Genomic DNA, 24,435 nt, shown 5'->3' on the forward strand with positions numbered 1-24,435 from the left:
CTGTTCGTTGCGTTGGCAGACTGAACGGCCAGTTCACGAATCCGCTGCAGGTTATTGGTGATCTCGTCCATGGCGCCTTCAGCCGTTTGCGCCAGTGAAATACCATCGTTAGCGTTCCGTTGCGCCTGGTTGAGGCCGGAGATCTGTGACTGGAATCGTTCGGAAATGGCAAGGCCGGCCGCATCATCTTTGGCAGAATTGATGCGCAGGCCGGAAGACAGGCGCTCCAGAGCTACGTTTGCCTGTCCCTGGGAAGCGTTCAGGTTCCGTTGTGCGTTAAGCGATGCGATGTTGGTATTTATGACCTGAGGCATATCAATTCTCCCTGCTTTATAAAGGTGCCGGAAACTTGGTGCCCAGTCTTGAACGGGAACCCTTGCCGGCTGAAACTCGTTAAATTGCCGTTTTGCAAGGTAATAAGCGAAGGCTGTGCCAGTTTTCCGAAATCAGGCCTAAGCGCATGTTTTTAGGATTAAATTTATGTGAAAGGGCCGGTTGAAGGTCAGTCAGTACGCCAAAGTACTGCCGCTGGCAAGGGAAACTGCTTGCCGGTTTTACATTCCTTTACAAAAAGCGCTGATTTTTTTCTAAAGCAACCGTTTGAAGTGCCGTTAAGTGAAATAACAGGGCGGCGCTCCCAAACCAAAAAAGCGGACGCCAGACCTTTTCCATGAAATAACGACATCTGTCGAAGGGGAAGCATTATGGCTCTCGGAATTAATACTAACGTCGCTTCATTGAACGCTCAGAACCAGCTTGGTAAATCTCAAAGCCTGAACGACCAGGCACTTCAGCGTTTATCATCTGGCCTGCGCATCAATTCTGCCAAAGATGATGCGGCTGGTCTGGCTATCTCTACCCGGTTTCAGTCCCAGATCTCTGGTCTGAACGTAGCAACCAGAAACGCTAACGATGGTATTTCTCTAGCTCAGACTACAGAAGGTGCGTTGGACGAGATCACCAATAACCTGCAGCGGATTCGTGAACTGGCCGTTCAGTCTGCCAACGCAACGAACAGTGACTCTGATCGTGCGGCATTGAACGATGAAGTTCAGCAGCGACTGGAAGAAATTGATCGAATTTCTTCTCAGACAGCCTTTAACGGACTTAGGGTGTTGGACGGTTCGTTTGGTCAGCAGGACTTTCAAGTAGGCGCGAATGCCGGTGAGACGATCGGTATTAACCTGACTCAAGGGACACGAGCTTCCCAAATTGGTTCGATTGCGCAGGTTGATCTTGATGTTGATGGAGAAGCCATTGCTGATGGTCAGTCGTTCACACTTCGTGTAGGAACTGGAGAGGTTCAAACGGTCGACATTGAAGCGGGTAGCAGTGCGGCTAGCATTGCGGATACTATTCGCTCTACGGTTGGGGGAGCTTCGAGTGTCACTGCGGAGAATTCACAAACAATTGACTTTGCTGATGTAACTTTAACGACTGCAGCTACCGGAGCGGATACAGAAAGCTACACCATTACGGTGGGTGTGGGTGATGAGAGTGTTGATCTGGCGTTTAACAGTCCGGAAGCGGATGGTGCCAGTACGGTTACCGTTGAAGATGTCAGGGATGCGATTAACAGTAATTCCGTTCTTGCTGATTCAGGAATCTCGGCAACCGTGGATGGCGGCGATTTGGTAATCGCTCAAGCTGATGGTGAAAACTTCACCATCCAGGAGGCTGCTGCTGTTACTGGATCCGCAACCATTACAGACTTGGATGCAGAAGGTCTTCTCGACTCCACTGGTTCTGCTGGATATGGTACCGAAACGAACTTCTCTGGCACAGTGAGCTTTACGGCGGAAGACTCGGTTGTAGTTGCCGGAACTGATGTTGCCTCTGTCGGCGCTGCTCAAAATGTTAGTGCTGATGGATTTATTGAAGATATCGATATCAGCAACGTTGATGGTGCTAATGAAGCGATTGCCCGTGTAGATGCTGCCCTTACCTCAGTAAACAGCCTGCGCGGTGAGCTGGGTGCGATCCAGAACCGCTTTGAATCCACCATTGCGAACCTGAGTACCTCGGTAGAGAACCTCAGTGCCTCCAACAGCCGTATTCTGGACGCTGACTTCGCGGCAGAAACGGCCAACCTGGCCAAATCCCAGGTGCTGCAGCAGGCCGGTATCTCTGTTCTGGCACAGGCTAACGCCCGTCCGCAGCAGGTTCTGTCTCTCCTGCAGTAAGGAGCCAGCGGTAACAGCCGGAACCTTCGGGTTCCGGTTTTTAACCGTCCAAGGATAGAGAGGTAAGCTATGAATGACGTTAACCTGAGCAGTCCGGATCTGAAATTGGTGCGCTCTGACGCCCAGGCACCGGCCAAGGCACTGTCGTCATCTCAGGCCGAAGGCAGGAGTGCCTCCGGGCTTGATGCTTCATCTTCTGGATCAGCGACACCGGTTACGGTGGTTTCCCGCGTTCAGGATGCTTCTAAGGCCGAACAGCTAAAGGAGCAGAATGAAGCGCAGCGGAAAGAACTGGATTCGGCCGTGTCGCAACTGAACGATTATGTTCAGAGCGTACAGAGGGATCTGCAGTTTGAAGTGGATAACGAACTGGGGCAGACCATCGTTCGTGTGGTGGATCAGCAAACCCAGGAGGTTGTCCGGCAGATGCCTGATGAAGTGGCATTAAGGTTGGCAGAAAAATTGCATCAGGATGAACCGCTGACGTTGTTTAACATTGAAGTCTGAACGCTTGCCGTTTTTGATTTGAGGTTGGCAACGGTATTTCAGCACCGCCGCGCCTGAGAGGGCCCGGCGGTGCTTTGCGTTTTGGGCTAAGCTTTGTTTTAACAGATTGTTACAAGTCGCATGAAGAAAGAGGCAAAGTTTTGCCGTCTTCTGCCGATAAACTGAGCAACGAAGAGATTCGCCCCTTTTGGAGGCATGGTTATGGCAAGCATTTCATCACTGGGAATAGGCTCTGGTGTTCTGACGTCTGATCTGGTGGATCAGCTGGTGGAGGCGGAGCGGGCACCGACCGATACTCGTCTTGCCCAGAAAACGGAAGAAGCCGAGGCGTTGATATCGGCCTATGGGTCCCTTCGCAGCGCAGTGACTGAGTTGCGCTTGCCGATGCAGATGCTGAGTTCACAGGAAAATCTGACGGCTTTTTCTGCCAGCTCCTCCAATCAGGACATTGGCGTGACCGTTGATAGCGCCACGGCCAGTCGCGGCACCTACAGCGTTGAAGTGACGAGTCTGGCAAGTGCTCAGGCTTTGGCATCCCGCGATGTATTTGCTGATCGCGACAGTACCAGCGTTGGCCAGGGAACACTCACCTTGTCCGTAGGCAGCAAAACCACTGATATTGTCATTGATGACAGCAACGACACCTTGCAAGGGTTGGCCAATGCCATTAATGACGCGGATGCAGGTGTATCTGCAGGCGTCATTGATACCGGTAACGGATTTCAGTTGGTGTTTTCTGCGGATGAAAGTGGTACAGCCAATGCGGTGAGCATTTCGGTTTCAGGGGATTCCGAGGGCACAGAGACGGATAATCTGGGACTGTCCCGATTCGCCTTCAATACCGGGATGGACACGGACTCCGGCCTGCAAGAGACCATCGCTGCGACTGATGCTGTGATGTCTATTAACGGCGTAGAGATTACCCGTTCCAGCAACAGTTTTGAAAACGTTATAGACGGTCTGAGTTTCGACATTGCTGAAACCGGTTCATCTGTCATCAAGGTTGAACAGGATTATGAATCGGTAGCGGACCGTGTCCAGGGCTTTGTGGATCAGTTCAATGCCTTGCAGACAACCATTGATAGTCTGGCCGGATACAACGCCGATGCCGGCGTTGGCGGTTTGCTTACGGGCGACAGTACTGTCCGCTCTATTCAGAATCAGCTTCGAGAGGTGCTGACTCGGGTAGTTCCCGGCCTGGAAAACTCCAACGTGAGAAGCCTTGCGGATGTGGGGGTTACCACAAACTTTGAAACCGGTGGCCTGGATTTTGATCGGGAGACTTTCATTGCCCAGCTCCAGGCTAACCCGGACGATGTAACGGCCCTGTTTGCAGAGCAGGGCCGGACGACAGACAGCCAGGTTGAGTTTGTGCGTAGTGGTCTGGACACCGAGCCAGGAACCTATGCGATCAATGTCACCCAGGCCGCAACACAAGGCAGTGTGGCCGGTGATACCGCGCTTGCGGACGGTGTTGTTATTGACGGTACGAATGACTCAATCGAGTTTATGGTTGATGAGTCTACGAATTTTTCGATCCAGCTAACCCAGCAGACCTATGCAACGGCAGAGGATCTGGTTGCCGAGATACAGAGCCAGATTAACAGCAGTGCGCCACTCAGCGCCGCTGGCCAGTCAGTCAAGGTAGACCTGGATGAAAGTGGTGCGCTCCGATTTACATCCGGCAGTTATGGTAGTGATTCGAATGTGAACCTTGTATGGGCGGAAGGCGGTAATGATCTTGGTATTTCCGCCAAAACGGGCACGGCAGGTTTGGATGTGGCCGGTACCATTGGAGGCCAGGTCGCTGAAGGTGACGGTCAGGTACTATATCTGGACGGCGGCTCCGGAGGAGCATCCGGGCTCCAGGTTCGCATTCTGGGAGATCAGACGGGTAGTCGTGGTTCCATTACCTTTATAGAAGGGATCGCAGAGCGCACGGCAGATCTGGTAACCAGTCTTGTTGGAGAGGGTGGCGCTCTTGACTCCCGGACCGTCAGTCTGAATCAACAGTTGGAAGATATCGCAGAAAGCCAGGCTGAGCTGGAAATACGAATCGAGGCCTATCGGGAACGTCTGGTGAGCCAGTTTACTGCTGCGGACTCATTGATTTCACAGCTAAATAGTACTCAGGATTATGTTGCTCAGCAGTTTGAAGCACTGCTCTCAAGTAATAGTGATTGATAACCGGGTAACATCTGACAGAACTGGCTTGACCAGTGAAATAAGGGGCGAATTATGAATGGTTTACAGGCCTATCAACGAGTAAACGCGCAAACCAGCATCACCGATGCGGATCCTCATAAGCTGATCCAGCTTCTATACAACGGTGCGATTGAACGCATCAATATGGCCAAGTCCCGGATCCAGGCTAAGGATTACTCCGGTAAGGCTCAGTTGATCAACAAGGCCATTGAAATAATTGGTGGCCTTCGTTCCTTCCTGGATTTTGAGCAGGGTGGTGATCTGGCAGCGCGTCTTGAAGCGCTTTATGACTACATGGAGCGAACGCTTTTGGAAGCGAGTGCCAGGAATGATATGGCCAAGCTGGACGAGGTGCTGAATCTGCTTCGCTCTGTTAAAGAGGGTTGGGACGGCATTCGCGAGGAGACCGTTGGTCAACAAGCCGCAGGCTAACTGACTGCCCTGTGTCTTCGGCCCCTGTCTCTTCAGCAGATAGGGGCTTTATAGCCATTCCCCCCGCTCTGCCGTACAATACTGGCCTTCTTTTCAACACATCCATTCTGTTCAGTCTGGAGCAAGGGCATGTCTGATATCAAAAAGGTGGTGCTGGCCTATTCCGGTGGCCTGGATACTTCCGTGATCGTTCGTTGGTTGCAGGATACCTATAACTGTGAGGTGGTGACCTTCACCGCCGACATCGGTCAGGGCGAGGAAGTTGAACCCGCGCGGGCGAAAGCCGAGGCGTTGGGTGTTAAGGAAATCTACATTGAGGACCTGCGCGAAGAGTTTGTGCGTGACTACGTGTTCCCGATGTTCCGCGCGAACACCATCTACGAAGGTGAGTACCTGCTGGGTACATCCATTGCCCGTCCTCTGATTGCCAAGCGTCTGATCGATATTGCCAATGAGACGGGTGCCGATGCGATTTCCCACGGTGCAACCGGCAAGGGTAACGATCAGGTTCGTTTCGAGCTTGGTGCCTATGCGCTGAAGCCGGGCGTGCAGGTGATTGCACCCTGGCGTGAGTGGGATCTGAATTCCCGCGAGAAGTTGCTGAAGTACTGTGAAGAGCGTGACATTCCGGTTGAGATGAAGAAGGGCAAGAGCCCTTACTCCATGGACGCCAACCTGCTGCACATCTCTTACGAAGGTATGAACCTGGAAGATCCCTGGGCGGAAGCCGAGGAAGATATGTGGCGTTGGAGTGTGTCGCCGGAAGCCGCGCCGAATGAGCCAACCTATGTTGAGCTGACGTACGAGAAGGGCGACATCGTTGCCATCGACGGTCAGGAAATGAAGGCTCATGTGGTTCTGGAAACCCTGAACAAGCTGGCGGGTGCCAACGGCATTGGTCGTCTGGACATCGTAGAGAATCGCTACGTGGGTATGAAATCCCGTGGCTGCTATGAAACTCCGGGTGGCACCATCATGCTGCGTGCCCACCGTGCCATTGAGTCCATCACCCTGGACCGTGAAGTGGCGCACCTGAAAGACAGCATCATGCCCCGCTACGCCGAGGTGATCTACAACGGCTACTGGTGGTCCCCTGAGCGTGAGGCGCTGCAGGCGTTGATCGACCAGACCCAGACCTATGTGAACGGCACTGTGCGTCTGAAGCTCTATAAGGGCAATGTGGACGTGGTTGGCCGTAAGTCTTCGGATTCACTGTTCGACGAAAAGATTGCCACCTTTGAGGAAGATCAGGGTGCGTATGATCAGAAGGACGCGGAAGGCTTTATCAAGCTGAACGCGCTTCGCCTGCGCATTGCGGCTGGTAAAGGTCGCAAGCTTTAATCAGGCTCTTCAGGCGCCCGGAACTCTCCGGGCGTCTTTCCCGTTACCGCTTTGAACTTCCTGTGAAACGATGTGGTTTCACTGTACCCCAATCGCAGCGCAATATCCGGTATGGACAGTTCGCTGTTGCGCAGATAGTCCTCGGCCATAGTCTGCCGCACGTCATCTAACAGTTTCTGATACGACACACCTTCCTGGCCCAGCTTCCGCTGCAGTGTCCGGCGGGTCATTCCAAGAGCCTCTGCCACCATGTCCTGCCGGGTAATGCCTTGCATCAGCTGCTGCTGAATGCTGTGTCGTACGCTGGAAACGAGGTCGGTGCCGGTATCCAGAGAGGCCAGCTGGTTCAGGGCGTGGGCTTCCAGGGTTTTGCGAAGCAGGGGGTCTGGTTGTCTCAAGCGGGTTTCCAGCAGGGTTTTCTTGAGGGTAAGGCTGTCCTCATCGGCTGAAAAGGTAACCGGGCAATGCCAGCGCTCTTGATAGGCGTTTTCAAGCGCTGTTCCTGGAGAGCTGCGGCGAAGTTTTACCGAGCTTGGTGACGCCTCGTGATTGTCTGCAAGCCAGCGCGCGTAGTTCACCCATGAAGCAAACACGTTATCCACCAGCTGTGGTCGCACCAGGGGGTCGGTGTAGTTGCAGTTCCAGGTCAGTTTGATGTTTTCGCCTTTCATGGCAAGGCTGGTGGTGCCCATATCGCCAACCAGTTTTTCGAAGGGTGCAATGCGTGCCACTGCCTCGCCGAGAGTGGCGCAGCTCATGGTGATGTAGCCAAGTACGCTGTAGGAGCCTGGCTGCACGAAATCTCCGGTCTCCAGGCCCAGAACCGGGTTGCCGGTCTTTTCGCACAACAAGCGGATAAAATACTGGAACTGCTCGCCGTTGATGCGGCCGTCGTCGGTGTGGAGGATGTTCTGGTTCAGGTCGGTTTTGTCGAATAGAGCGCTGATGTCGATGCTGGCAGATTCGGCAGCACGAACGTATTGGCGCAGGGCGGCGACAGAGGCGGTTCCGAGGGTCTTCATGGCTACAGCACTGTTTTTGGAGTCGTTATGGCTGAAGTATAACGGAACTGGTAAGGAAACGTCTGGCGCAGAAAACAAAAAGGCCAGCTAAATAGCTGGCCTAAACATACAAGGAAAGAACGAAAGTGCCTGAAAAATTCGTTAATCCGATGGATTCCGTTTCCCATATGGCGGCGGAGGTACTACTCGGCTCCTCCACCATGGGGGATACTGCTTGAATCCACAATTGCAGAATAAGTCTTTCGGGCTTTCCTGTCTGTTTGTGAAGTGTGTCTCAGTGTTACCGAGTGTGTAACCAAAGCCGGATTGAGTTGCCGGATGAGGCAAGGCGGATCCGGCAAGGCTCCTATGCGGTTGCGCTCACGTCTGGCGCAGTTTCAGTGAACCGTCTGGTTTCGTAGGCATCCATCAGGCCCTGAACCGCTGCCCGCTCCATTTCCTGCGGTGACGGCGTACCATTCTGCGCGTCGGCTTTACACAGCACCATGCCCGCTTCGACCGAAATATAGCCGGCCGTGGTCTTCAGTGCCTTGTGGTTGATGCCGTCGAACACTCGCCGGAAGGCGGTGGTGGTGCAGTGATCGCTGTTGGGGAAGTAAGCAATAATGGCGAACTGATTGTCGCCAACCCGGCACAGAGCATCGATAGGGCGAATCAGGGTGCTTAGCCGGCGGGCGATTCCAATGGCCATTTCACTCATTACTGCCGGCGGATGTTTGCGCTTGAGCTCTTGCCAGTTTCTGATGCCACACAGTACATAGGCCGAGCAACCACCGCGCGACTCGGCGTGGCGCAGTATTTTGGACAGGCGTTCACGACCGTATTTGGTGTTGCAGAGGCCCGTCTCCAGATCAATGATGTTGGTCGATTCCAGTTCCCGGTTGTTTTCGATTAACAGGGAGTTGGCCCGGAGCAGGGTGTTTTGCCGGTCGGCCATGCGATCTGCCGCAAAGATTCTGGGGATCAGTTGCTTGGTCATGTCAGACTTGTAGATGAAGTCGTCTACGCCCCGGTCGAAAGCTTCGGAGAGAGCCTCTACACCTTCCCGGGCGGTGAGCAGGATAACGTAGGTATAGTGATTCTTCTGCTCGTCCTGTTGGCGCACCTGGTCGGCCAGTTCCAGGCCATCCATCTCGGGCATCAGCCAGTCTGCGATCAGCACGCTGACCGGGCGCTGCTCCATCAGTTTCAGGGCTTCCGGCGCATTATTTACGATCCGTACGTCGCGATACCCGGCATTTCGTAGTGTGCGGCCAACCACCATACTGCTGAATTTCGCGTCGTCTACTACAAGGATGGGAAGGTCCAGGTTTGGCATTGTTATCTACTTTTAGCAGTTCGATGTCAGGTGCGGGAGTTGCCGCGGGTTGGTATCATCCCCGGCAAATCGGACAAGTATACCCTCTTACCACGCTGGAGAATAACGACCATGCCTTCTTTTGACATTGTTTCGGAAATCGATATGCACGAAGTGACCAACGCGGTGGATCAGGCAAAGAAAGATCTGGCAACCCGCTGGGACTTCAAGAACGTGGAAGCGACTATCGAGCATGATGACAAAGGTATAACCATTAGCGCGGAACAGGAATTTCAGCTGGAACAGCTGATGGATATGCTCAGGATGGCCTTTGCCAAGCGAAAAATAGACGCACGCGCGTTGTCCGAAGACGGTGAAAGCAAATCCGGTAAGCTGGTAAAACAGCATTTGCTGCTGAAGCAGGGCATTGAAACCGATATGGCCAAGAAGATCGTGAAGATGATCAAGGATGGCAAGCTCAAGGTGCAGGCCAGCATCCAGGGCGATAAGGTTCGGGTAACTGGCAAGAAGCGGGATGATCTTCAGGCTGCCATGGCCATGCTGCGCGAGGCTGAGCTGGATATTCCTCTGCAATTCAATAATTTCCGAGACTGATCCGGAGGCTATAACATTTTCACCGGCACCCGTCTTGCCCTGATCCGGGACACGCTCTATACCTACACTCGTTGGCAGGTAATCGCCCTGTTGTTCCTGGGTTTCTCCGCCGGTTTGCCGTTTTTGTTGGTGTTTTCCACCCTGAATGCCCGGCTTGCGGATGTGGGGGTGGAAACCGCCACCATCGGGTTCTTCAGTTGGCTCGGTATCACCTATTCCATCAAGGTGTTCTGGGCACCCGTAGTGGACCGGTTGAAATTGCCACTTCTTGACCGACTATTGGGCAAGCGACGAAGCTGGATCATTTTCGCGCAGGCGGGCATTGCCACGGGGCTCTATCTGATGGCTCATGTGGATCCCACTGTTGCCCCGGAAATGATGGCGTTTTGCGGTCTGCTGGTGGCATTTTCCTCTGCCACACAGGATGTGGCGATTGACGCCTACCGTATCGAAATTGCCGAGGAGCGGTTGCAGGCAGCCCTGGCCGCAACGTACATCTTTGGGTACCGGCTGGCGCTTCTGGTGGCCGGTGCTGGTGCCCTGTACCTCGCGGAATACTGGTCCTGGCAAGTCTCCTATGAAGTGATGGCTGCCCTGGTCGGGGTTGGGGCGTTGACGGTTCTGATGGTTCGCGAACCCGTCGTGAACCATTTTGCCGCGGCCCAGGATATTGCCCTCCGGATCCAGCAGGAGGCGGGCAAACGCAGCCATCTCAATCCGCGTCTGGCGAGACTGGCTGGCTGGTTTTACGCCGCCGTTGCCGGCCCATTCCTCGATTTTTTCCGCCGATACAGGGAGCTGGCCCTGATTATATTGCTCATGGTTGCTGTTTATCGGATTTCGGACATTGCCATGGGGGTAATGGCCAATCCGTTTTATCTGGATTTTATGGGCTTCAGCAAAACCCAGGTAGCGGACGTGACCAAGATCTTCGGCTTTTTCATGACCATTGCCGGCTCGCTGATGGGGGGTGTCATGGTGGTTCGTTATGGTGTTCGCCGGATTCTCCTGCTGGGCGCTGTGATGACAGCCGCTACGAACCTGCTGTTCGTCGTTCTGGCGCAGTACCCCCCGAATATTGTCACCCTCGCTGCAGTGGTCAGTGCCGATAACCTCAGCGGAGGTATTGCCAATGTTGCCCTGATCGCCTGGCTTTCGAGTATGACCAGCGCCTCGTTCACCGCAACGCAGTACGCATTGTTCAGCTCGCTGATGACCTTGCCAGGAAAGTTTCTGGGTGGCTTCTCCGGCGTTGTTGTGGCCGGCTTTGGCTATGCCGAGTTCTTCCTGATTGCCGGCATGATGGGCGTACCTGCAATTCTGTTGGCAATCTTCATGATCCGCCACGGCAGCCGTCTGGATGCATTGGCACCGAAAAATGAAGCCGGCCCCGATGCTGAAGCGGCCAGATCTTGAATTCAGCCCGGTCAGAGGCGAGAGGTTTTGATGTCTGAACCAACCAAAGACCAGAAAATCTGGCAAGTCGTGATGGCGGTACCTGAAGGAAGAGTCGTCAGTTATGGTCAGGTAGCTGCTATGGCCGGATTGGGCCGTCAGGCAAGATACATCGGAAAGGCGTTGGGAAAATTACCTGCCGGACACGCCGTGCCCTGGTATCGGGTGATCCGCAGCAACGGCCAGATTGCTTTTCCGGAAGGCTCCGACCACTATCGGGAGCAGGTAAGCCGGCTTTCTGCAGAGGGCGTGGAGGTTGTTAACGGAAGAGTTTCAATGTCGCGGTTTCGGTGGTAAATGGGGCGCCAAGGCGCCCCATTGTTTTACCTTCGATCGATCAGAGCCGCAGAGCCCCATCCACTTCAATCATCCGTCCGGACACGTAATCGTTTTCAAAGATGAACGCCGCTGCTGAAGCGATCTCTTCGGGTTTGCCCATCCGTTTCAGCGGAATACCGGCCGCCATTTTTTCCAGTGCTTCGGGCTTCATGGAGGCCGTCATCTCTGTTTCAATGAAACCGGGGGCAATGCCGGCACACCGGATGCCATAACGAGCCAGTTCTTTGGCCCAGACGGGAACCAGGGCAGAGACGCCGGCTTTGGCGGCAGAGTAGTTGCTCTGGCCCATGTTACCGGCCCGGGAGATGGAGGCGATGTTGATAATCGCACCCTGGTCGCCGTTCTTGATCATTTGCGTGGCGGCTTCGCGGCCACAAAGGAAAACGCCGGTGAGGTTAACGTCAATAACGGCCTGCCATTGAGACAGCTCCATGCGGCGCTCAACATTGCCATCCTTCACCTTGACCATCAGGCCGTCCCGGAGGATTCCGGCGTTATTCACCAGGCCATTGAGGTGGCCGAAATCGTTAACAATGGCGCTAAAGGTCCTTTCGACGTCTTCTTCTTTGGCGACGTTGCATACGTAACTTCTGGCTTCTGAGCCTGCTGCTTCGCAGGCGGCGACGGCGTCATCCAGTTTTTCCGGCATCAAATCGATGAGCGCTATCTTTGCCCCTTTTGAGGCCAGGTATTCGCCCATGGCGCGGCCAAGCCCTTGTCCGCCGCCGGTAATTGCAATCACGGAATCTTGAAGTTTCATGTTTTGCCCTAACTACTGTTATCAGGTGGTTTACAGTTGCTGTGCGTCTTGCTCACCTTTGCCGTCTGGCTTGGTGCGACGAGCCATTTGGAGTGGCTTCTTGTTAAAACCGAAGGTGGGTGAGTATACCAGACCTTCTGAAATTCCTGTTCAGACCCAGAGGTCCTGATGTCTGTTTTTCTTTTTTTATTCATTATCCTGCCGATTGCAGAAATGGCGGTATTGATCCAGGTGGGTGGCATGATTGGCGTGCTCAATACCGTCGGGCTGGTGTTTCTGACTGCGGTAATAGGTGCGTGGCTACTCCGGCAGCAGGGTCTGGCAACGTTGCTCAGGGCCAATCAGCGGCTGAACAGCGGTGAGTTGCCTGCAAAAGAGGTTGCTGAGGGGCTGATTCTGGCCGTCGGCGGCGCCTTGTTGCTGACGCCTGGTTTTATCACCGATACGGTCGGCTTTCTCTGCCTGATACCGGGGCCCCGACACTGGCTTGCAGCGCAGGCGCTCAAGCGCATGGTGGTGGCTGGTAAAAGCCGAAGCCAGGGCTTCTACTTCCGCGCCAGTGGCGGCTCTAACCCTTTCGGGCAAGGGCCATTCGGGGGACGGGATAATGGCTTCGGGCAGCAGCGGCCGTTCGACCGGGATGGTAACGGCGACATCATTGAAGGTGAGTACAGGGATGAGACGGAATCTGATCGGGATCGGATCGAAAAAAACTGAAAAATTTTCTCTGTTGGGTGTTGAAAATACCTACCTGCTACCCCAGATAGAAAGCACAAGTTCGCTGCGGGCTGATTTCCACTGAAAACAGTTGGTTATCAAGCCGGGCAATTTGTCGGATCGGGCTTTGCTGATTCGACCTTCATCAACAATGTCATTGCCACATTAATCTGACTATTGGAGAAACCGAGCAATGAAAATTCGTCCGCTACACGATCGTGTTGTCGTGCGCCGTAAGGAAGAAGAAGAGAAAACTGCGGGTGGCATCGTGCTGCCGGGTAACGCCAAAGAGAAGCCTTCCCAGGGCGAGGTGATTGCCGTTGGTAACGGTCGCATCCTGGAAAATGGCGAAACCCGCTCACTGGCGGTCAAGGTGGGTGACACCGTGGTCTTCGGCCAGTATGCCGGTAACACCGTCAAAGTCGATGGTGAAGAGCTGCTCATCATGAGCGAAAGCGACATCTACGGCGTGCTTGAGTGATCGCTGAGGCGAATCGCACGAACTCTCATTAATCCGATTGATTGAATAACTTCGGTTTAACGAACAGGAATAGAAAACATGGCAGCAAAAGACGTTAAATTCGGTGATAGCGCACGCAAGCGCATGGTCGCAGGCGTCAACGTTCTGGCAGACGCGGTTAAAGTGACCCTTGGCCCGAAAGGCCGTAACGTGGTTCTGGAAAAATCCTTTGGCGCACCGACCATCACTAAAGATGGTGTTTCCGTGGCCAAGGAAATCGAACTCAACGACAAGTTCGAGAACATGGGCGCCCAAATGGTGAAAGAAGTGGCTTCCCAGGCCAACGACACTGCGGGTGACGGCACAACCACTGCCACTGTATTGGCTCAGGCCATCGTTAACGAGGGTGTGAAGGCGGTTACTGCCGGCATGAACCCGATGGATCTGAAGCGTGGCATCGACAAGGCCACCACGGAAGCCGTGAAGGCGATTCGTGACATGGCCAAGCCCTGCGACGACAGCAAGATGATTGCCCAGGTTGGTACCATCTCTGCCAACGGCGACGACACCATCGGCAAGATCATTGCGGATGCGATGGAAAAAGTTGGCAAGGAAGGCGTCATCACTGTTGAAGAAGGCCGTGGCCTTGAAGACGAGCTGGATGTGGTCGAAGGCATGCAGTTCGATCGTGGCTTCCTGTCCCCGTACTTCATCAACAACCAGGACAACATGTCCGCCGAGCTGGAAGATCCGTTCATCCTGCTGGTAGACAAGAAGATCTCCAACATCCGCGAACTGTTGCCGGTGCTGGAATCTGTGGCCAAGGCTGGTAAGCCGCTGCAGATCATCGCTGAAGATATCGAAGGCGAAGCGCTTGCCACTCTGGTTGTCAACAACATGCGTGGCATTGTGAAGGTCAACGCTGTGAAGGCGCCTGGCTTTGGTGACCGTCGTAAGGAAATGCTGCAGGACATCGCCATTCTCTCCGGTGGTACTGTGATTTCCGAAGAAGTTGGTCTGACTCTTGAGAACACCACTCTGGACGACCTGGGCACTGCCAAGCGTGTTAACGTCACCAAGGAAAATACCACCATCATCGGTGGTGCCGGTGCACAGTCGGACATTGAAGCCCGTGTTGAGCAGATCCGTAAGCAGATCGAAGACAGCTCCTCCGATTACGACAAGGAAAAGCTGCAGGAACGTGTTGCCAAACTGGCTGGCGGTGTTGCCGTTATCAAGGTTGGCGCCGGTTCCGAAGTGGAAATGAAAGAGAAGAAGGCCCGCGTTGAAGACGCGCTGCACTCTACCCGCGCTGCGGTTGAAGAGGGCATCGTGCCGGGCGGCGGTGTTACCCTGATCCGTGCTATCGCGGCTCTGGAGAAGGTCGACGCCATCAACGAAGAGCAACGAGCCGGTGTGAACATTCTGCGTCGCGCGATGGAAGCTCCGCTGCGTCAGATCGTTTACAACGCAGGTGGCGAGTCTTCTGTTGTGGTTGCCAAGGTTCGCGAAGGCGAAGGTTCCTTCGGCTATAACGCCGCTACCGAAGCTTACGGCGACATGCTGGAAATGGGCATCCTGGATCCTGCCAAGGTAACCCGTTCCGCGTTGCAGGCTGCTGCGTCTGTTGCTTCCCTGATCATCACCACCGAGGCGATGGTTGCGGATGAGCCGCAGGAAGAAGCTGCTGGCGGCGGTATGCCGGATATGGGCGGCATGGGCGGCATGGGAGGCATGGGCGGCATGATGTAATGCCTGCCTGAAGCCTCACCGCGCTCCGGAACAGGAGTGTGGTCCGCTTTACGACAAAACCCTGCGTCGGTTCATACTGGCGCGGGGTTTTTGTTTTTTTGTCATGAACTTGCCTCATGCCTTTGCTAGACTCGGCTTCCGGTCCATTATCTGTGCAACGCTGAATGAGTGACGCTGAACCAAAACCTTTTCTTCGCCCCGGCAAGGTCTTTCTGCTCCTGTTGCTGGGTGCACTGGTTTATTTGCTGTCGCTGGTATTTTTCGTTCCAGCAGGGTGGGTATGGCAGCAGGCCTCCTCCCATGTGTCTCTGCCAGCTCAGGTCAAGGTACGGCAGGTGGCCGGTACTCTCTGGGACGGCGAAGCAGGAATTGTTGTGGCGGGCTTCCCCTTGCGCCTTGACTGGCAACTGAATACGCCCTCCGTGTCCGGTCTTGAGTGGCCGGTGAGAATTTCCGTGCAATCGTCACGATCTTCGCTCAACGGCAATGTTACGATCGGCTGGCCCACAAGTGTTCAGCTGGATGCGAATGGGCGGGTTACGGTGGCCGAGTTTGAAGACCTGATCCGGGATAGCGGCGGCGCAATGATCGAAGGTGAGGTTGCCATTGACCAGGTTAATGTGGTCTGGGCCGATAACCGTATTACCCGGGCCGAAGGTTCGGGGCGTTGGGATGGTGGCCAGGTGACCTGGCCCATGGGGTCGCAGCGCGGCCAGGCAGAATTTCCGCCCATGCAGGCCATCATGGATACCACCCAGGGTGGGGTGTCTCTCACGGTTTCCGAGCAGGGCGGACAGGGTCCGGCTGCGGATGGGTTGATCCTGTGGAACGGTATGATGGAACTGCGTGTCTACAAGCGAATGGTGGATCTTGCCGGTCAGCCCTGGTCGGAATCTGCCAGCCCCGGTGATGTGATTTTCAGGGTGCGCCAGCCTCTCGTCCCGGGAGCGCGATAGTATGGCTCGATTGAGTTCACGGGCCCAGGACAGGATCTCCCGGATCCTGGCAAATCTGTTGTTACTGGTGCTGGTCGTGTATCTGGCCGTCATGCTCGCCCGGATGACCTGGTTATTTGCCTGGGACGACAGGCCGGTGCCGATGGCTCCGGTAGTGGGGGATGCCGGTGGCTTGCCGGGTAACAGCCGTTTGACAACGTCTATGGCAGCATACGATTTCTTCGGTCGGTCTGAGAGGCCGGTTGAAGTCGCGGAGGTTGTTCGGCGTTCAGCTCCGGAAACCCGGCTTCGACTTCGGTTGGAAGGGGTACTGGTAGCGCAGCGCCCGGAGAACTCCGGTGCTATAGTGGCTGGAAGCAATGGTGAAACGGCGTATTACCGGGTGGGAGAAGTCTTGCCAGGGAATGCGGAGCTGGCGGAAGTGGAACCGGGGCGTATCCTTATTCGTCGGGATGGGCGATACGAATCCCTGGCCTTTGAAGATGCGCCATCTGAACTGGTTGCAGAAGTGACCACCAAGCCGGCAGAATCATCACCAGAGAGGTTCCTGGCCAACGCCCGCGAACAGATTGACACCCAGGGGCTTGCCGCACTGGCGCCTTTCGGGTTGAGACCGGTAGATGACAGCGGCATGTCCGGCTACGTCTACGATGGCTCTAATGCCATGTTGAATGCTGTCAACCTGCGCGCTGGTGACGTCATAACCGCCATTAATGGTCAGCGGTTGGGTGATATCAGCCAGGACAAGGTCCTGCTCGAGAACTGGCGCGGCCAGGCTCAGCTGGATATAGAAATAGAGCGTGACGGATCCATCCTCACCATCAGTTATGCCATACCCGAGCAGTGGCGCTGATCGGGTTCATCGAAACAGGACGAAATCGCCAGATGTATAACCACAAGATCAATGTTTTGCGGGCTGTTGTCCTGCTTGTTCTGCTTCCCTTTATGTCCATCGCACAGGGACAGGAAGTTGAGACCTGGCGGCTGAATCTCAAAGACGCCGACATTCGGGCGTTTGTAACCCAGGTGGCCGATATCACCGGCTACAGTTTTGTGGTGGACCCGAGGGTCAAGGGCAAGGTGACCGTGTTATCCAGCGCCCCGATGAACAAGAACGAGATTTACGATCTGTTCCTGGCGGTCCTGAATGTTCACGGGTTTACCGCGATTGCCGGCGAAGAAGTGATCAAGGTGGTACAGCAGGTTGATGCCAAACAGTCGGCGGAGTCCCTTGAACGGTTCCCCTCGACACCCTCTGAGCAGCTGATCACCCGGGTTATCCAGATCGACAACGCCAACGCGCTTGAGCTTGTGCCGATTCTCCGTCCCCTGGTTGCCAAGTATGGCCACCTTGCCGGCGTTGCCGCCGCCAACGCACTCATCATCAGTGATCATTCCTCGAACATAGAGCGTATCGCGCAGATCGTCCGGGAGCTGGATAGTCCGTCAAAGTACGAAGTAGAGGTTATCCAGCTTGAGGAAGCCTGGGTTGGAGATATGGTTACTTTGCTGCAGGAGCTGGCTCCTGACGAACTCGGCCGAACCGGTGCTGACAGCGCCGCCAGAAAGTACAGTGTCACTGCGGATGAGCGCAGCAACCGACTGATTTTGCGTGGCGATGAGACGTTCCGTGACAAGATGCGCGGTTTGATCCGGCAACTGGATCAGCCTTCGGCCACGGGGGGTGCTACCAAGGTACTGAGGTTGAAGCACGCCGATGCCAAGAATCTCACTGAAATCCTCACCGGTGTTATGGGTGAACTGGTCAAAGAAGGCACTGGTTCAGCGGGCGGCACGGGAAGCAGCAAGCCGCAAAGCAATTTCGCGGTGTTTGCAGATGAAGGGCTCAATGCTCTGGTCGTTCGCGGCGAGCCGTCACTGATGCAGGAAGCAGAGCAGATTGTGGCAGCTCTGGATGTGCGCCGTGCCCAGGTGTTGATTGAGGCGGCGATTGTGGAAATCAGCGATGAGCTCGGGCAGGATCTGGGCGTTCAGGTTGCGCTTGGTGACGAATCGGGTTCCTCTACGCCGGTGGCCGGTACCAGCTTCAGTAACGTCGGCCGGAGCCTCGGGGATGTTTTGAGTGCAATACTCACCGAGTCTGTCATCACGCCTTCCACCGGCGGCATTACGATTGGCGCCGGTCAGAGAAACGAGAATGGTGTCAGCTGGGGAGTTCTGTTGCAGGCTCTGTCGACTTCAGCCGCGGCGAACCTGCTGTCCACACCGAGTATCATCACGCTGGATAATCAGGAATCGGAGATTATCGTTGGCCAGAACGTCCCCTTCCGGACGGGTGAATCGACAGTCACCGGCGATGGCACCACCAACCCGTTTACCACGATTGAGCGCCGTGATATTGGCCTGACCCTAAAAGTCACCCCGACCATCAGTGCTGATGGACTGGTGCGTCTGGTCGTGGAGCAGACGACCGAGAGTGTCGCGGATAGTATTGAGAACGCCTCTGACATTGTCACCAACAAGCGCGAGATCAAGACGACGGTCCTGGCGGACGATGGCGAAACTATCGTTCTGGGCGGGTTGATCCGGGATGACTATCTGGTCAACAAAAGCAAGGTGCCCCTGTTGGGCGATATTCCCTTTATCGGACGCCTGTTTTCCTCGGAATCAGAGACTCGGGTGAAGCGCAACCTCCTGGTATTTCTCCGGCCCAAGATCATGCTGGGTAAAGAAGAGGCTATTGCTGCCACAACCGAGAAGTTTAACCAGCTTTGGGATGTCGACCTGAGCGTCCGCGAGAAGCTGGGGATTCCTTCCCCCGAGCAGCGTCCGAACGTGGATATGCTGTTCGGGAAAGACAAGGCTCCGCTTCAGTAAGGTCTCAGACGGTCAGTGGCGGCATCGGACAGTCCATCTGATCCGCCACGAGTCGCATCAGTTCGTACTCTTTCGTCTCCACTTTGCCATCGCGGGTAATGCAGTGCCCGCAGGCGTCAATGATTGCCGGTTTAAGCAGGGGTGACAGGCCGTTCAACGCGGTCAGTGACTCCCGCAGCTGGCGCATGGTGACTTTCTCCAGAACTGGCTCAGCATCGCCCCGAGTACTGATAAAACCTGCCATAGCCTCCCGGTAGAGGGCCTCGGCATCAGCCCGCGAGGTTGATCCTGCCCGCGCGAGCAGGCTCAGAAGTCGCTGAAGGGCTGGCATGATGGGTTTATAGCTCCGGAAGCGAACCGGGACCACGCTTGCTGCCTCATCGCCCAGATGACGGGACAGGAAGCTTGTCAGCGCCAACTCGAACAGCGTAACCCGGTTATCCGCTGCTACCAGCTTCTGGACATTGGTGATCAGCATTTCCCGTTCTTCCGGATCGAGCTTGCGCAGCGCCGGCATGGCCAGTTCCAGGGCAGGGAAGCGGACGCCATCACCGATAGTTTTGAGCGCCGGTAGCAGCTTCTCCAGCAGTTCGGGCTGGCTGCCCAGGACCGGATGGGCCGGTAGAAGGTTCAGCCGTTCTGTTTGTTGTGGGCGTGGCAGTTCGCTGATCAGCATGGCATAACAGAGCTGGGCTGCGCCGGCCCGGGTGTACAGCAGGTTGCGGAAGGTAGCCGGGAGCCGGGTGAGAAAACGCATGGCAAAGTCTTCACTTTTCCGGTTGATGGTTCCGACCTGGTCGGAAAACTTACCCGACGGCTTTACCGGCCTCTCCGGGCTCAAGGCGACCGGGGATGTTCTCCCTGTCTTGCCGGTGAGCGGCCCGAGGACATCGTTTGCCGCACCCGAGAATGCCGAGGCTCCGGTTTCTGGTGTCGGCGTGCTCCGACGATAAAGATCGGCGCCTGTTTCGGTATCACGAAGCCGGCTGCGCAATCGGGCCAGCATGCCCGGCTGAATCGCGTTGATGCGCTCGTCGATGGGCGGGTGGGAGGCCAGCAGGGAAGTGAATTTCATCCGGGCACTTTCGCCAAAACACATATGATTCATGTCGCTGGCATGACTGGTGGTGTCGAGATAGCCGCCCTTCATCCCGATCTTGAACAGGGCGCCCGCGATGCCTTCCGGGTTGCGGGTGAATTGGACAGAGGAAGCGTCTGCCAGCATCTCTCGTTGCCTGGACACGGCTGCCTGGATGAGGCGCCCGAAAAAGACCCCGAGATAGCCAATCACAAACAGCGCCAGACCAATGATCCCCATAGCCGCTTGTGCCCGTCCGTCCCGGGAGCGTCCTGAACGATGCCCCCGATAGAAAGAGGCCCGAAGCAGAAAGCCGCCAATTTGACCAATCATCAGGATACCGGCTAGCAGGGCGATAAGCCGGACGTTCAGGCGCATGTCCCCGTTGAAAATGTGACTGAACTCGTGAGCGACAACGCCCTGGAGCTCGTCCCGCGACAATTGGGTAATGGCGCCGTGGGTAACAACCATGACCGCTTCACCGGGTGTATAGCCGGCCACGAACGCATTGATGCCGGTTTCCTGATCCATTACATAGAGTTCTGGTACCGAAACACCGCTGGCAATGGCCATTTCTTCAACAATGTTACGCAATTTGCGTTCATCACTGTCCCGGGTATCCGGATCAATCGGTCGTGCACCAACCATCTTGGCAACCCTGGCGCCACCGCCGGACAGATCAGCCCAGCGGAGCAGGGAGCCCAGAACAATCAATGCGATAACGGTAAAGGCGGTTAGCAGGCCGTGATTCGACAGTAGCCAATGGTGGAAGGCAAGACTGGACGATTCGCTGCGGGTGACAAAATACCCCACCAGACAGACGGCGAGCGTAATGAGCGCAACCGCCGTCAGGAACAGGAAAACCAGCAAGCTGGTGTTGCGCCGGGCAAGGGCCTGGCGCTGAAAGAAACCTGGATGAGCCATGTCTCAGGGCCTCAGAAGGCCACTTTCGGTGCCTTGCGGGCTTCCGGCGTTTCCAGTTCCAGTTGCGCTGTTTCCTTGAAGGCAAACATGCCGGCAATAATGTTGTTGGGGAACTGCTCCCGGAATATGTTGTAGGTCATTACGCCGTCGTTGTAGGCCTGGCGAGCAAAGGCAACGCGGTTCTCGGTGCTGGATAGCTCTTCCATCAGTTGCTGGATGGTTTCGTTGGCCTTCAGGTCCGGGTAGTTTTCTGCCACGGCGTAGAAATTTGCAAGGGCTTTGGTCAGCAGGTTTTCGGCACTGCCCAGGCGCTGAATCTTGGTTCCGTCGCCGGGATCTTTGGCCGCATCTTTCTGGGCGCTTACCGCATTGTTACGGGCTTCCATAACTTGGGTGAGGGTGCTTTTCTCGTGGCTCAGATAAGCCTTTGCTGCTTCCACCAGATTGGGAATCAGGTCATGACGGCGTTGTAACTGCACATCAATCTGGGCAAAGCCGTTTTTAAACTGATTGCGCAGGGCAACCAGGCGGTTGTAGATAAAGACCAGGTAGAAAACAACGACGGCAATAACAATCAGGCCGATAACGGTGGTTCCCATGGAAACTCCTCAAGGTGATGGGTCAGAGGTTATTTTCCACAATTTTCTCGTGGAAGCCTTTTACAAAGATCTCAAATTCACGCGGTGGCAACGGCTTGCTGAAGAAATAACCCTGGGCGAGCTTGCAGCCCCGCTGACTCAGGTAGTATTCCTGTTCTGCTGTTTCGACACCCTCGGCAACCACTGACAGGTTCAGACTCTTGCCCAGATCGATAATGGTATTGGCGATTCGCGTGTCTTCCTCATTGATCAGCAGGTCGCAGATAAACTGCTTGTCGATCTTGAGATGCTGGACAGGCATTTGTTTCAGATACGTGAGGGAGGAGTAGCCGGTGCCGAAGTCATCGACTGCGATACTGATTCCCGCATTGTTCAGCCTGTGGAGTTTGGCCACAGCATCTGAAAGATTGGTCATGAAACTGGTTTCGGTGACTTCAAGTTCCAGTCGTCCGGCGGGAATCTTGTGTCGTCGAAGGGTGTCGAGAATGTCGTCAACGATGGTTTCCTGGCGTAGCTGAACGGCTGAGAGGTTGACGGCAATGCGCAACGGAGAGCCTTCTGACGCCCAGTGCGCTGCCTGCTTGCAGGCCTGGTCAAGTACCCATTGACCGATTTCAACGATGGAACCATTGGCTTCAGCGACAGGAATGAAAAAGTCCGGGGGGACCATGCCGCGGGTGGGGTGCTCCCAGCGCAGCAGAGCTTCGGCGCCAATTACACGCTTGCTCTCAAGGCTGATCTGGGGCTGGTAAACCAGGTGCAACTGATCAGCCGGGATAGCCTGGGACAAGTCTTTTTCCAGTTGCTTCCGGTCCCGGATTTCCTGGTCAATGCTGGCAACATAGAACTGGAAGTGATTGTGGCCATTTTGCTTGGCCAGGGTCATGGTCTGCTCAGCACTCTGCAGAAGGCGATCGGCCTGATTGGTGTCCGATGGGTACAGTGCAATGCCCAGGGTGGCAGTCATCGAGATTTTCTGTCCCTCCACCAGCATGGGAGCGCTGATGCAAGCGAGCACCCTTTCTGCGGTGTCTGCTGCCTGAAACCCGTCGCGAAGTCCTTTCTGGACAATCACGAACTGGTCACTTCCCAGGCGGGCAATAGTGAACCGTGCGTTATTCAGTTTGTTGGTCAGACGGTCGGCGACCGTCTGAAGAATCAGATCGCCGGAGCGGAAACCGCACTGTTCGTTGATTGACTTGAAGTCGTCAATGCCGCAAACGATCAGGGACAGTTGTGCGTTGCGTCGACTGGCATCTTCGATATCCCGTACCAATAATTCCATAAAGGAATCCCGGCTGGGCAAACCCGTAAGCTGATCGTAACGGGACAGACGGTTGACGCGATCCTCTGCCTCGCGATGGCGTTTCTGGCTGTCGCCAATGGCCACCAGCAGGTTGTTGGTAGCGTTTACCCAGAGGCCAAGCTCGTCGCTCTGATGACCTGATGGCGTGGTGACCAGGCGGTCATCCGGGTGGGCCGGATCCACCTGTTTTACCGAATTGACTATCCTGAGCAGAGGCCGTGTGAGAAGCAGGTGGAACACGTAGAACAGAACCATCCCGAGAATGAGGGCGGTGGCTATGCCGGAAGCGAAGGTGACGGCAGCTCGGTCCAGCCAGGTTCGGGCTGCTGCTGCGGTGTCATAGTGAACTTCAAGGAAACCGTAGATGTTCTCCGGGGTGTCCTCCCGGAACAGCGGTTCCCGGTAGATGCGCTCTTCGTCGAAGATCGGATCGGTCACGGGGCGAAAAGGTGTGTCTTCTATCGGGCGGACGCGATTTCCGAGAGGGTCGCCGTCCGGGTGTGTGATCCGGGCCAGGTGCACGGGTTCCTTCGCAAAAAGGCCGTCAACCACTTGTTGGGCCAGTTCTGCATCAATGCTGAACACCGCCTGAGTTGCGGCGTCCTTGACCATGGCGATGGTTTGTACAGCATCGCTGTCCAGACCGCTGGATACTCGTTGGGCATCCAGAATGACCTGTGCCGTGCTGACGATGACACCGCTGAGAAGGGCCACAGCAAGAGTCCATCGTAAGATCCGATAGCCCAGACGGTGTTCAGGTTCGAAAGAGTTTTGCATTCAGGCCTGTTTTATTCCGGTGTCTACATGGCAATGGTGATGAGCTTGGGCCAAGGTTGTCAGGGCGTCATACTCAATAGTCTTCGCCGGCATGACTCAGGTTCGGCACATTCCTATGAGTATCGACGATTCTTTTGAAGATTTCAGAGTGTGCTTGTATCAAATTGTAAGTGTTTTCTTATGACAGAAACAAAAAAAACACCCGCCTTTCGGCGGGCGCTTCAATGAAGCCGATTTCGGCTGCATAACTACCGGGTCTGAATCAGGCCAGGTTTTCGTTCACGAAATCCCAGTTGACCAGATTCCAGAAGGCTTCCAGGTAGTTCGGACGGGAATTGCGGTAGTCGATGTAGTACGCATGTTCCCACACGTCGACGGTCAGCACCGGCTTGTCGGCGCCGGTCAGCGGGGTTTCCGCGTTGCTGGTATTGGCAATCGCAACACTGCCGTCAGCCTTTTTCACCAGCCAGGTCCAGCCTGAACCAAAGTTGTTGGCGGCCTTGTCGTTGAATTCTTTCTTGAAGTCCTCGAAAGAACCGAAAGCCTTCTCGATGGCTTCCTTGGCAGCACCGGTCGGCTCGCCGCCGCCGTTCGGGCTCAGACAATGCCAGTAGAAGGTATGGTTCCAGACCTGTGCGGCGTTGTTGAACAGAGGGCCGCTGGCGCTCTTGATGATGTCTTCAAGAGATTTGTTGGCGTTGTCGGTACCTTCAACCAGGCCGTTGAGCTTGGTGACGTATGTGTTGTGATGTTTGCCGTAATGGTACTCAAGGGTTTCCTGAGAGATGTGTGGTTCAAGTGCGTTCTTTTCGTAAGGCAGTGCGGGAAGTTCAAATGCCATGAGGTCGTTCTCCCTGTCTCTCTGTTTATGT

Annotated in this window: 21 protein-coding genes and 1 pseudogene; 14 read left to right on the forward strand and 8 right to left on the reverse strand. The window is 55.2% G+C overall.

The window, feature by feature from the left end; translation table 11 throughout:
• Window positions 1–314 (reverse strand): annotated as a pseudogene (locus tag KO499_RS15355) (flagellin); the annotation flags it as partial.
• 390 nt (window positions 315–704) lie between these two features.
• Between KO499_RS15355 and KO499_RS15360 the strand changes: the two are divergent.
• The 5 genes from KO499_RS15360 to KO499_RS15380 all read left to right on the forward strand — a co-directional run bounded on the left by KO499_RS15360 (window position 705) and on the right by KO499_RS15380 (window position 6,668).
• Window positions 705–2,183 (forward strand): flagellin, encoded by a 1,479-nt coding sequence (locus KO499_RS15360; RefSeq protein ID WP_215984649.1) that lies wholly within the window; start codon window positions 705–707, stop codon window positions 2,181–2,183.
• A gap of 69 nt (window positions 2,184–2,252) precedes the next feature.
• The gene (locus KO499_RS15365; RefSeq protein ID WP_215984650.1) at window positions 2,253–2,690 is read left to right on the forward strand and encodes a flagellar protein FlaG; all 438 of its coding nucleotides are present in this window, start codon (window positions 2,253–2,255) and stop codon (window positions 2,688–2,690) included.
• A gap of 201 nt (window positions 2,691–2,891) precedes the next feature.
• Window positions 2,892–4,874: a flagellar filament capping protein FliD gene (gene fliD, locus KO499_RS15370; RefSeq protein ID WP_215984651.1), complete on the forward strand. Its 1,983-nt coding sequence runs from the start codon at window positions 2,892–2,894 to the stop codon at window positions 4,872–4,874.
• A 54-nt stretch (window positions 4,875–4,928) separates the two neighbouring features.
• A complete protein-coding gene (fliS, locus tag KO499_RS15375) occupies window positions 4,929–5,327 on the forward strand; it encodes a flagellar export chaperone FliS (protein WP_215984652.1) in 399 nt (132 codons plus the stop codon).
• Between the two features lie 129 nt (window positions 5,328–5,456).
• Window positions 5,457–6,668 carry an argininosuccinate synthase gene (locus KO499_RS15380; RefSeq protein ID WP_215984653.1) on the forward strand — a complete coding sequence of 404 codons (1,212 nt, stop codon included), beginning with the start codon at window positions 5,457–5,459 and terminating at the stop codon, window positions 6,666–6,668.
• On the opposite strand, the gene KO499_RS15385 is transcribed toward KO499_RS15380, so the two are convergent.
• Window positions 6,665–7,690 carry an AraC family transcriptional regulator gene (locus KO499_RS15385; protein ID WP_215984654.1) on the reverse strand — a complete coding sequence of 342 codons (1,026 nt, stop codon included), beginning with the start codon at window positions 7,688–7,690 and terminating at the stop codon, window positions 6,665–6,667. The genes KO499_RS15380 and KO499_RS15385 overlap by 4 nt on opposite strands.
• Window positions 7,691–8,036: 346 nt before the next feature.
• A complete protein-coding gene (locus tag KO499_RS15390) occupies window positions 8,037–9,008 on the reverse strand; it encodes a response regulator (RefSeq protein WP_215984655.1) in 972 nt (323 codons plus the stop codon).
• Window positions 9,009–9,119: 111 nt separating this feature from the next.
• Here KO499_RS15390 and KO499_RS15395 point away from each other — a divergent pair, with 111 nt between their 5' ends.
• Genes KO499_RS15395 through KO499_RS15405 form a run of 3 tightly spaced genes read left to right on the forward strand, consistent with a single transcriptional unit; the run spans window position 9,120 to window position 11,354 of the window.
• A complete protein-coding gene (locus tag KO499_RS15395) occupies window positions 9,120–9,602 on the forward strand; it encodes a YajQ family cyclic di-GMP-binding protein (protein ID WP_215984656.1) in 483 nt (160 codons plus the stop codon).
• A 42-nt stretch (window positions 9,603–9,644) separates the two neighbouring features.
• Window positions 9,645–11,018 (forward strand): AmpG family muropeptide MFS transporter, encoded by a 1,374-nt coding sequence (locus tag KO499_RS15400; RefSeq protein WP_416240399.1) that lies wholly within the window; start codon window positions 9,645–9,647, stop codon window positions 11,016–11,018.
• Between the two features lie 30 nt (window positions 11,019–11,048).
• Window positions 11,049–11,354 carry an MGMT family protein gene (locus tag KO499_RS15405; RefSeq protein ID WP_215984658.1) on the forward strand — a complete coding sequence of 102 codons (306 nt, stop codon included), beginning with the start codon at window positions 11,049–11,051 and terminating at the stop codon, window positions 11,352–11,354.
• A 40-nt stretch (window positions 11,355–11,394) separates the two neighbouring features.
• On the opposite strand, the gene KO499_RS15410 is transcribed toward KO499_RS15405, so the two are convergent.
• On the reverse strand, window positions 11,395–12,156 hold the full coding sequence (locus tag KO499_RS15410) for an SDR family oxidoreductase (protein WP_215984659.1): 762 nt from the start codon (window positions 12,154–12,156) through the stop codon (window positions 11,395–11,397).
• 168 nt (window positions 12,157–12,324) lie between these two features.
• On the opposite strand from KO499_RS15410, the gene KO499_RS15415 reads away from it, so the two are divergent.
• The 6 genes from KO499_RS15415 to gspD all read left to right on the forward strand — a co-directional run bounded on the left by KO499_RS15415 (window position 12,325) and on the right by gspD (window position 18,879).
• Window positions 12,325–12,873 (forward strand): FxsA family protein, encoded by a 549-nt coding sequence (locus KO499_RS15415; protein ID WP_215984660.1) that lies wholly within the window; start codon window positions 12,325–12,327, stop codon window positions 12,871–12,873.
• A gap of 193 nt (window positions 12,874–13,066) precedes the next feature.
• Window positions 13,067–13,354, forward strand: coding sequence for a co-chaperone GroES (gene groES / locus KO499_RS15420; protein WP_215984661.1), 288 nt, complete (start codon window positions 13,067–13,069; stop codon window positions 13,352–13,354).
• Window positions 13,355–13,432: 78 nt separating this feature from the next.
• Window positions 13,433–15,085 carry a chaperonin GroEL gene (gene groL, locus KO499_RS15425; protein WP_215984662.1) on the forward strand — a complete coding sequence of 551 codons (1,653 nt, stop codon included), beginning with the start codon at window positions 13,433–13,435 and terminating at the stop codon, window positions 15,083–15,085.
• A 164-nt stretch (window positions 15,086–15,249) separates the two neighbouring features.
• On the forward strand, window positions 15,250–16,041 hold the full coding sequence (gspN, locus tag KO499_RS15430) for a type II secretion system protein N (RefSeq protein ID WP_215984663.1): 792 nt from the start codon (window positions 15,250–15,252) through the stop codon (window positions 16,039–16,041).
• Between the two features lies 1 nt (window position 16,042).
• Entirely contained in the window at window positions 16,043–16,894 is an 852-nt protein-coding gene (locus tag KO499_RS15435) for a type II secretion system protein N (protein WP_215984664.1), read from the forward strand.
• Window positions 16,895–16,926: 32 nt separating this feature from the next.
• Window positions 16,927–18,879: a type II secretion system secretin GspD gene (gene gspD, locus KO499_RS15440; protein WP_215984665.1), complete on the forward strand. Its 1,953-nt coding sequence runs from the start codon at window positions 16,927–16,929 to the stop codon at window positions 18,877–18,879.
• Between the two features lie 4 nt (window positions 18,880–18,883).
• On the opposite strand, the gene KO499_RS15445 is transcribed toward gspD, so the two are convergent.
• From KO499_RS15445 to sodB, 4 genes are all read right to left on the reverse strand, one after another.
• Entirely contained in the window at window positions 18,884–20,881 is a 1,998-nt protein-coding gene (locus tag KO499_RS15445) for a M48 family metallopeptidase (protein ID WP_215984666.1), read from the reverse strand.
• An 11-nt stretch (window positions 20,882–20,892) separates the two neighbouring features.
• Complete coding sequence (locus KO499_RS15450; protein WP_215984667.1) at window positions 20,893–21,480, reverse strand: LemA family protein; 588 nt, start codon at window positions 21,478–21,480, stop codon at window positions 20,893–20,895.
• A gap of 22 nt (window positions 21,481–21,502) precedes the next feature.
• Window positions 21,503–23,500, reverse strand: coding sequence for a putative bifunctional diguanylate cyclase/phosphodiesterase (locus KO499_RS15455; protein WP_323133357.1), 1,998 nt, complete (start codon window positions 23,498–23,500; stop codon window positions 21,503–21,505).
• 325 nt (window positions 23,501–23,825) lie between these two features.
• Window positions 23,826–24,404 (reverse strand): superoxide dismutase [Fe], encoded by a 579-nt coding sequence (gene sodB / locus KO499_RS15460; protein ID WP_215984669.1) that lies wholly within the window; start codon window positions 24,402–24,404, stop codon window positions 23,826–23,828.
• Between the last annotated feature and the right edge of the window lie 31 nt (window positions 24,405–24,435).

It is taken from the genome of Marinobacter sp. F3R08 (genome assembly GCF_018860425.1).
Lineage (GTDB): Bacteria > Pseudomonadota > Gammaproteobacteria > Pseudomonadales > Oleiphilaceae > Marinobacter.

Coding starts and splice junctions, on each gene's coding strand:
- KO499_RS15360 (WP_215984649.1), top strand. CDS start 705: ATGGCTCTCGGAATTAATACTAACGTCGCTTCATTGAACGCTCAGAAC.
- KO499_RS15365 (WP_215984650.1), top strand. CDS start 2,253: ATGAATGACGTTAACCTGAGCAGTCCGGATCTGAAATTGGTGCGCTCT.
- fliD (WP_215984651.1), top strand. CDS start 2,892: ATGGCAAGCATTTCATCACTGGGAATAGGCTCTGGTGTTCTGACGTCT.
- fliS (WP_215984652.1), top strand. CDS start 4,929: ATGAATGGTTTACAGGCCTATCAACGAGTAAACGCGCAAACCAGCATC.
- KO499_RS15380 (WP_215984653.1), top strand. CDS start 5,457: ATGTCTGATATCAAAAAGGTGGTGCTGGCCTATTCCGGTGGCCTGGAT.
- KO499_RS15385 (WP_215984654.1), bottom strand. CDS start 7,690: ATGAAGACCCTCGGAACCGCCTCTGTCGCCGCCCTGCGCCAATACGTT.
- KO499_RS15390 (WP_215984655.1), bottom strand. CDS start 9,008: ATGCCAAACCTGGACCTTCCCATCCTTGTAGTAGACGACGCGAAATTC.
- KO499_RS15395 (WP_215984656.1), top strand. CDS start 9,120: ATGCCTTCTTTTGACATTGTTTCGGAAATCGATATGCACGAAGTGACC.
- KO499_RS15405 (WP_215984658.1), top strand. CDS start 11,049: ATGTCTGAACCAACCAAAGACCAGAAAATCTGGCAAGTCGTGATGGCG.
- KO499_RS15410 (WP_215984659.1), bottom strand. CDS start 12,156: ATGAAACTTCAAGATTCCGTGATTGCAATTACCGGCGGCGGACAAGGG.
- KO499_RS15415 (WP_215984660.1), top strand. CDS start 12,325: ATGTCTGTTTTTCTTTTTTTATTCATTATCCTGCCGATTGCAGAAATG.
- groES (WP_215984661.1), top strand. CDS start 13,067: ATGAAAATTCGTCCGCTACACGATCGTGTTGTCGTGCGCCGTAAGGAA.
- groL (WP_215984662.1), top strand. CDS start 13,433: ATGGCAGCAAAAGACGTTAAATTCGGTGATAGCGCACGCAAGCGCATG.
- gspN (WP_215984663.1), top strand. CDS start 15,250: ATGAGTGACGCTGAACCAAAACCTTTTCTTCGCCCCGGCAAGGTCTTT.
- KO499_RS15435 (WP_215984664.1), top strand. CDS start 16,043: ATGGCTCGATTGAGTTCACGGGCCCAGGACAGGATCTCCCGGATCCTG.
- gspD (WP_215984665.1), top strand. CDS start 16,927: ATGTATAACCACAAGATCAATGTTTTGCGGGCTGTTGTCCTGCTTGTT.
- KO499_RS15445 (WP_215984666.1), bottom strand. CDS start 20,881: ATGGCTCATCCAGGTTTCTTTCAGCGCCAGGCCCTTGCCCGGCGCAAC.
- KO499_RS15450 (WP_215984667.1), bottom strand. CDS start 21,480: ATGGGAACCACCGTTATCGGCCTGATTGTTATTGCCGTCGTTGTTTTC.
- sodB (WP_215984669.1), bottom strand. CDS start 24,404: ATGGCATTTGAACTTCCCGCACTGCCTTACGAAAAGAACGCACTTGAA.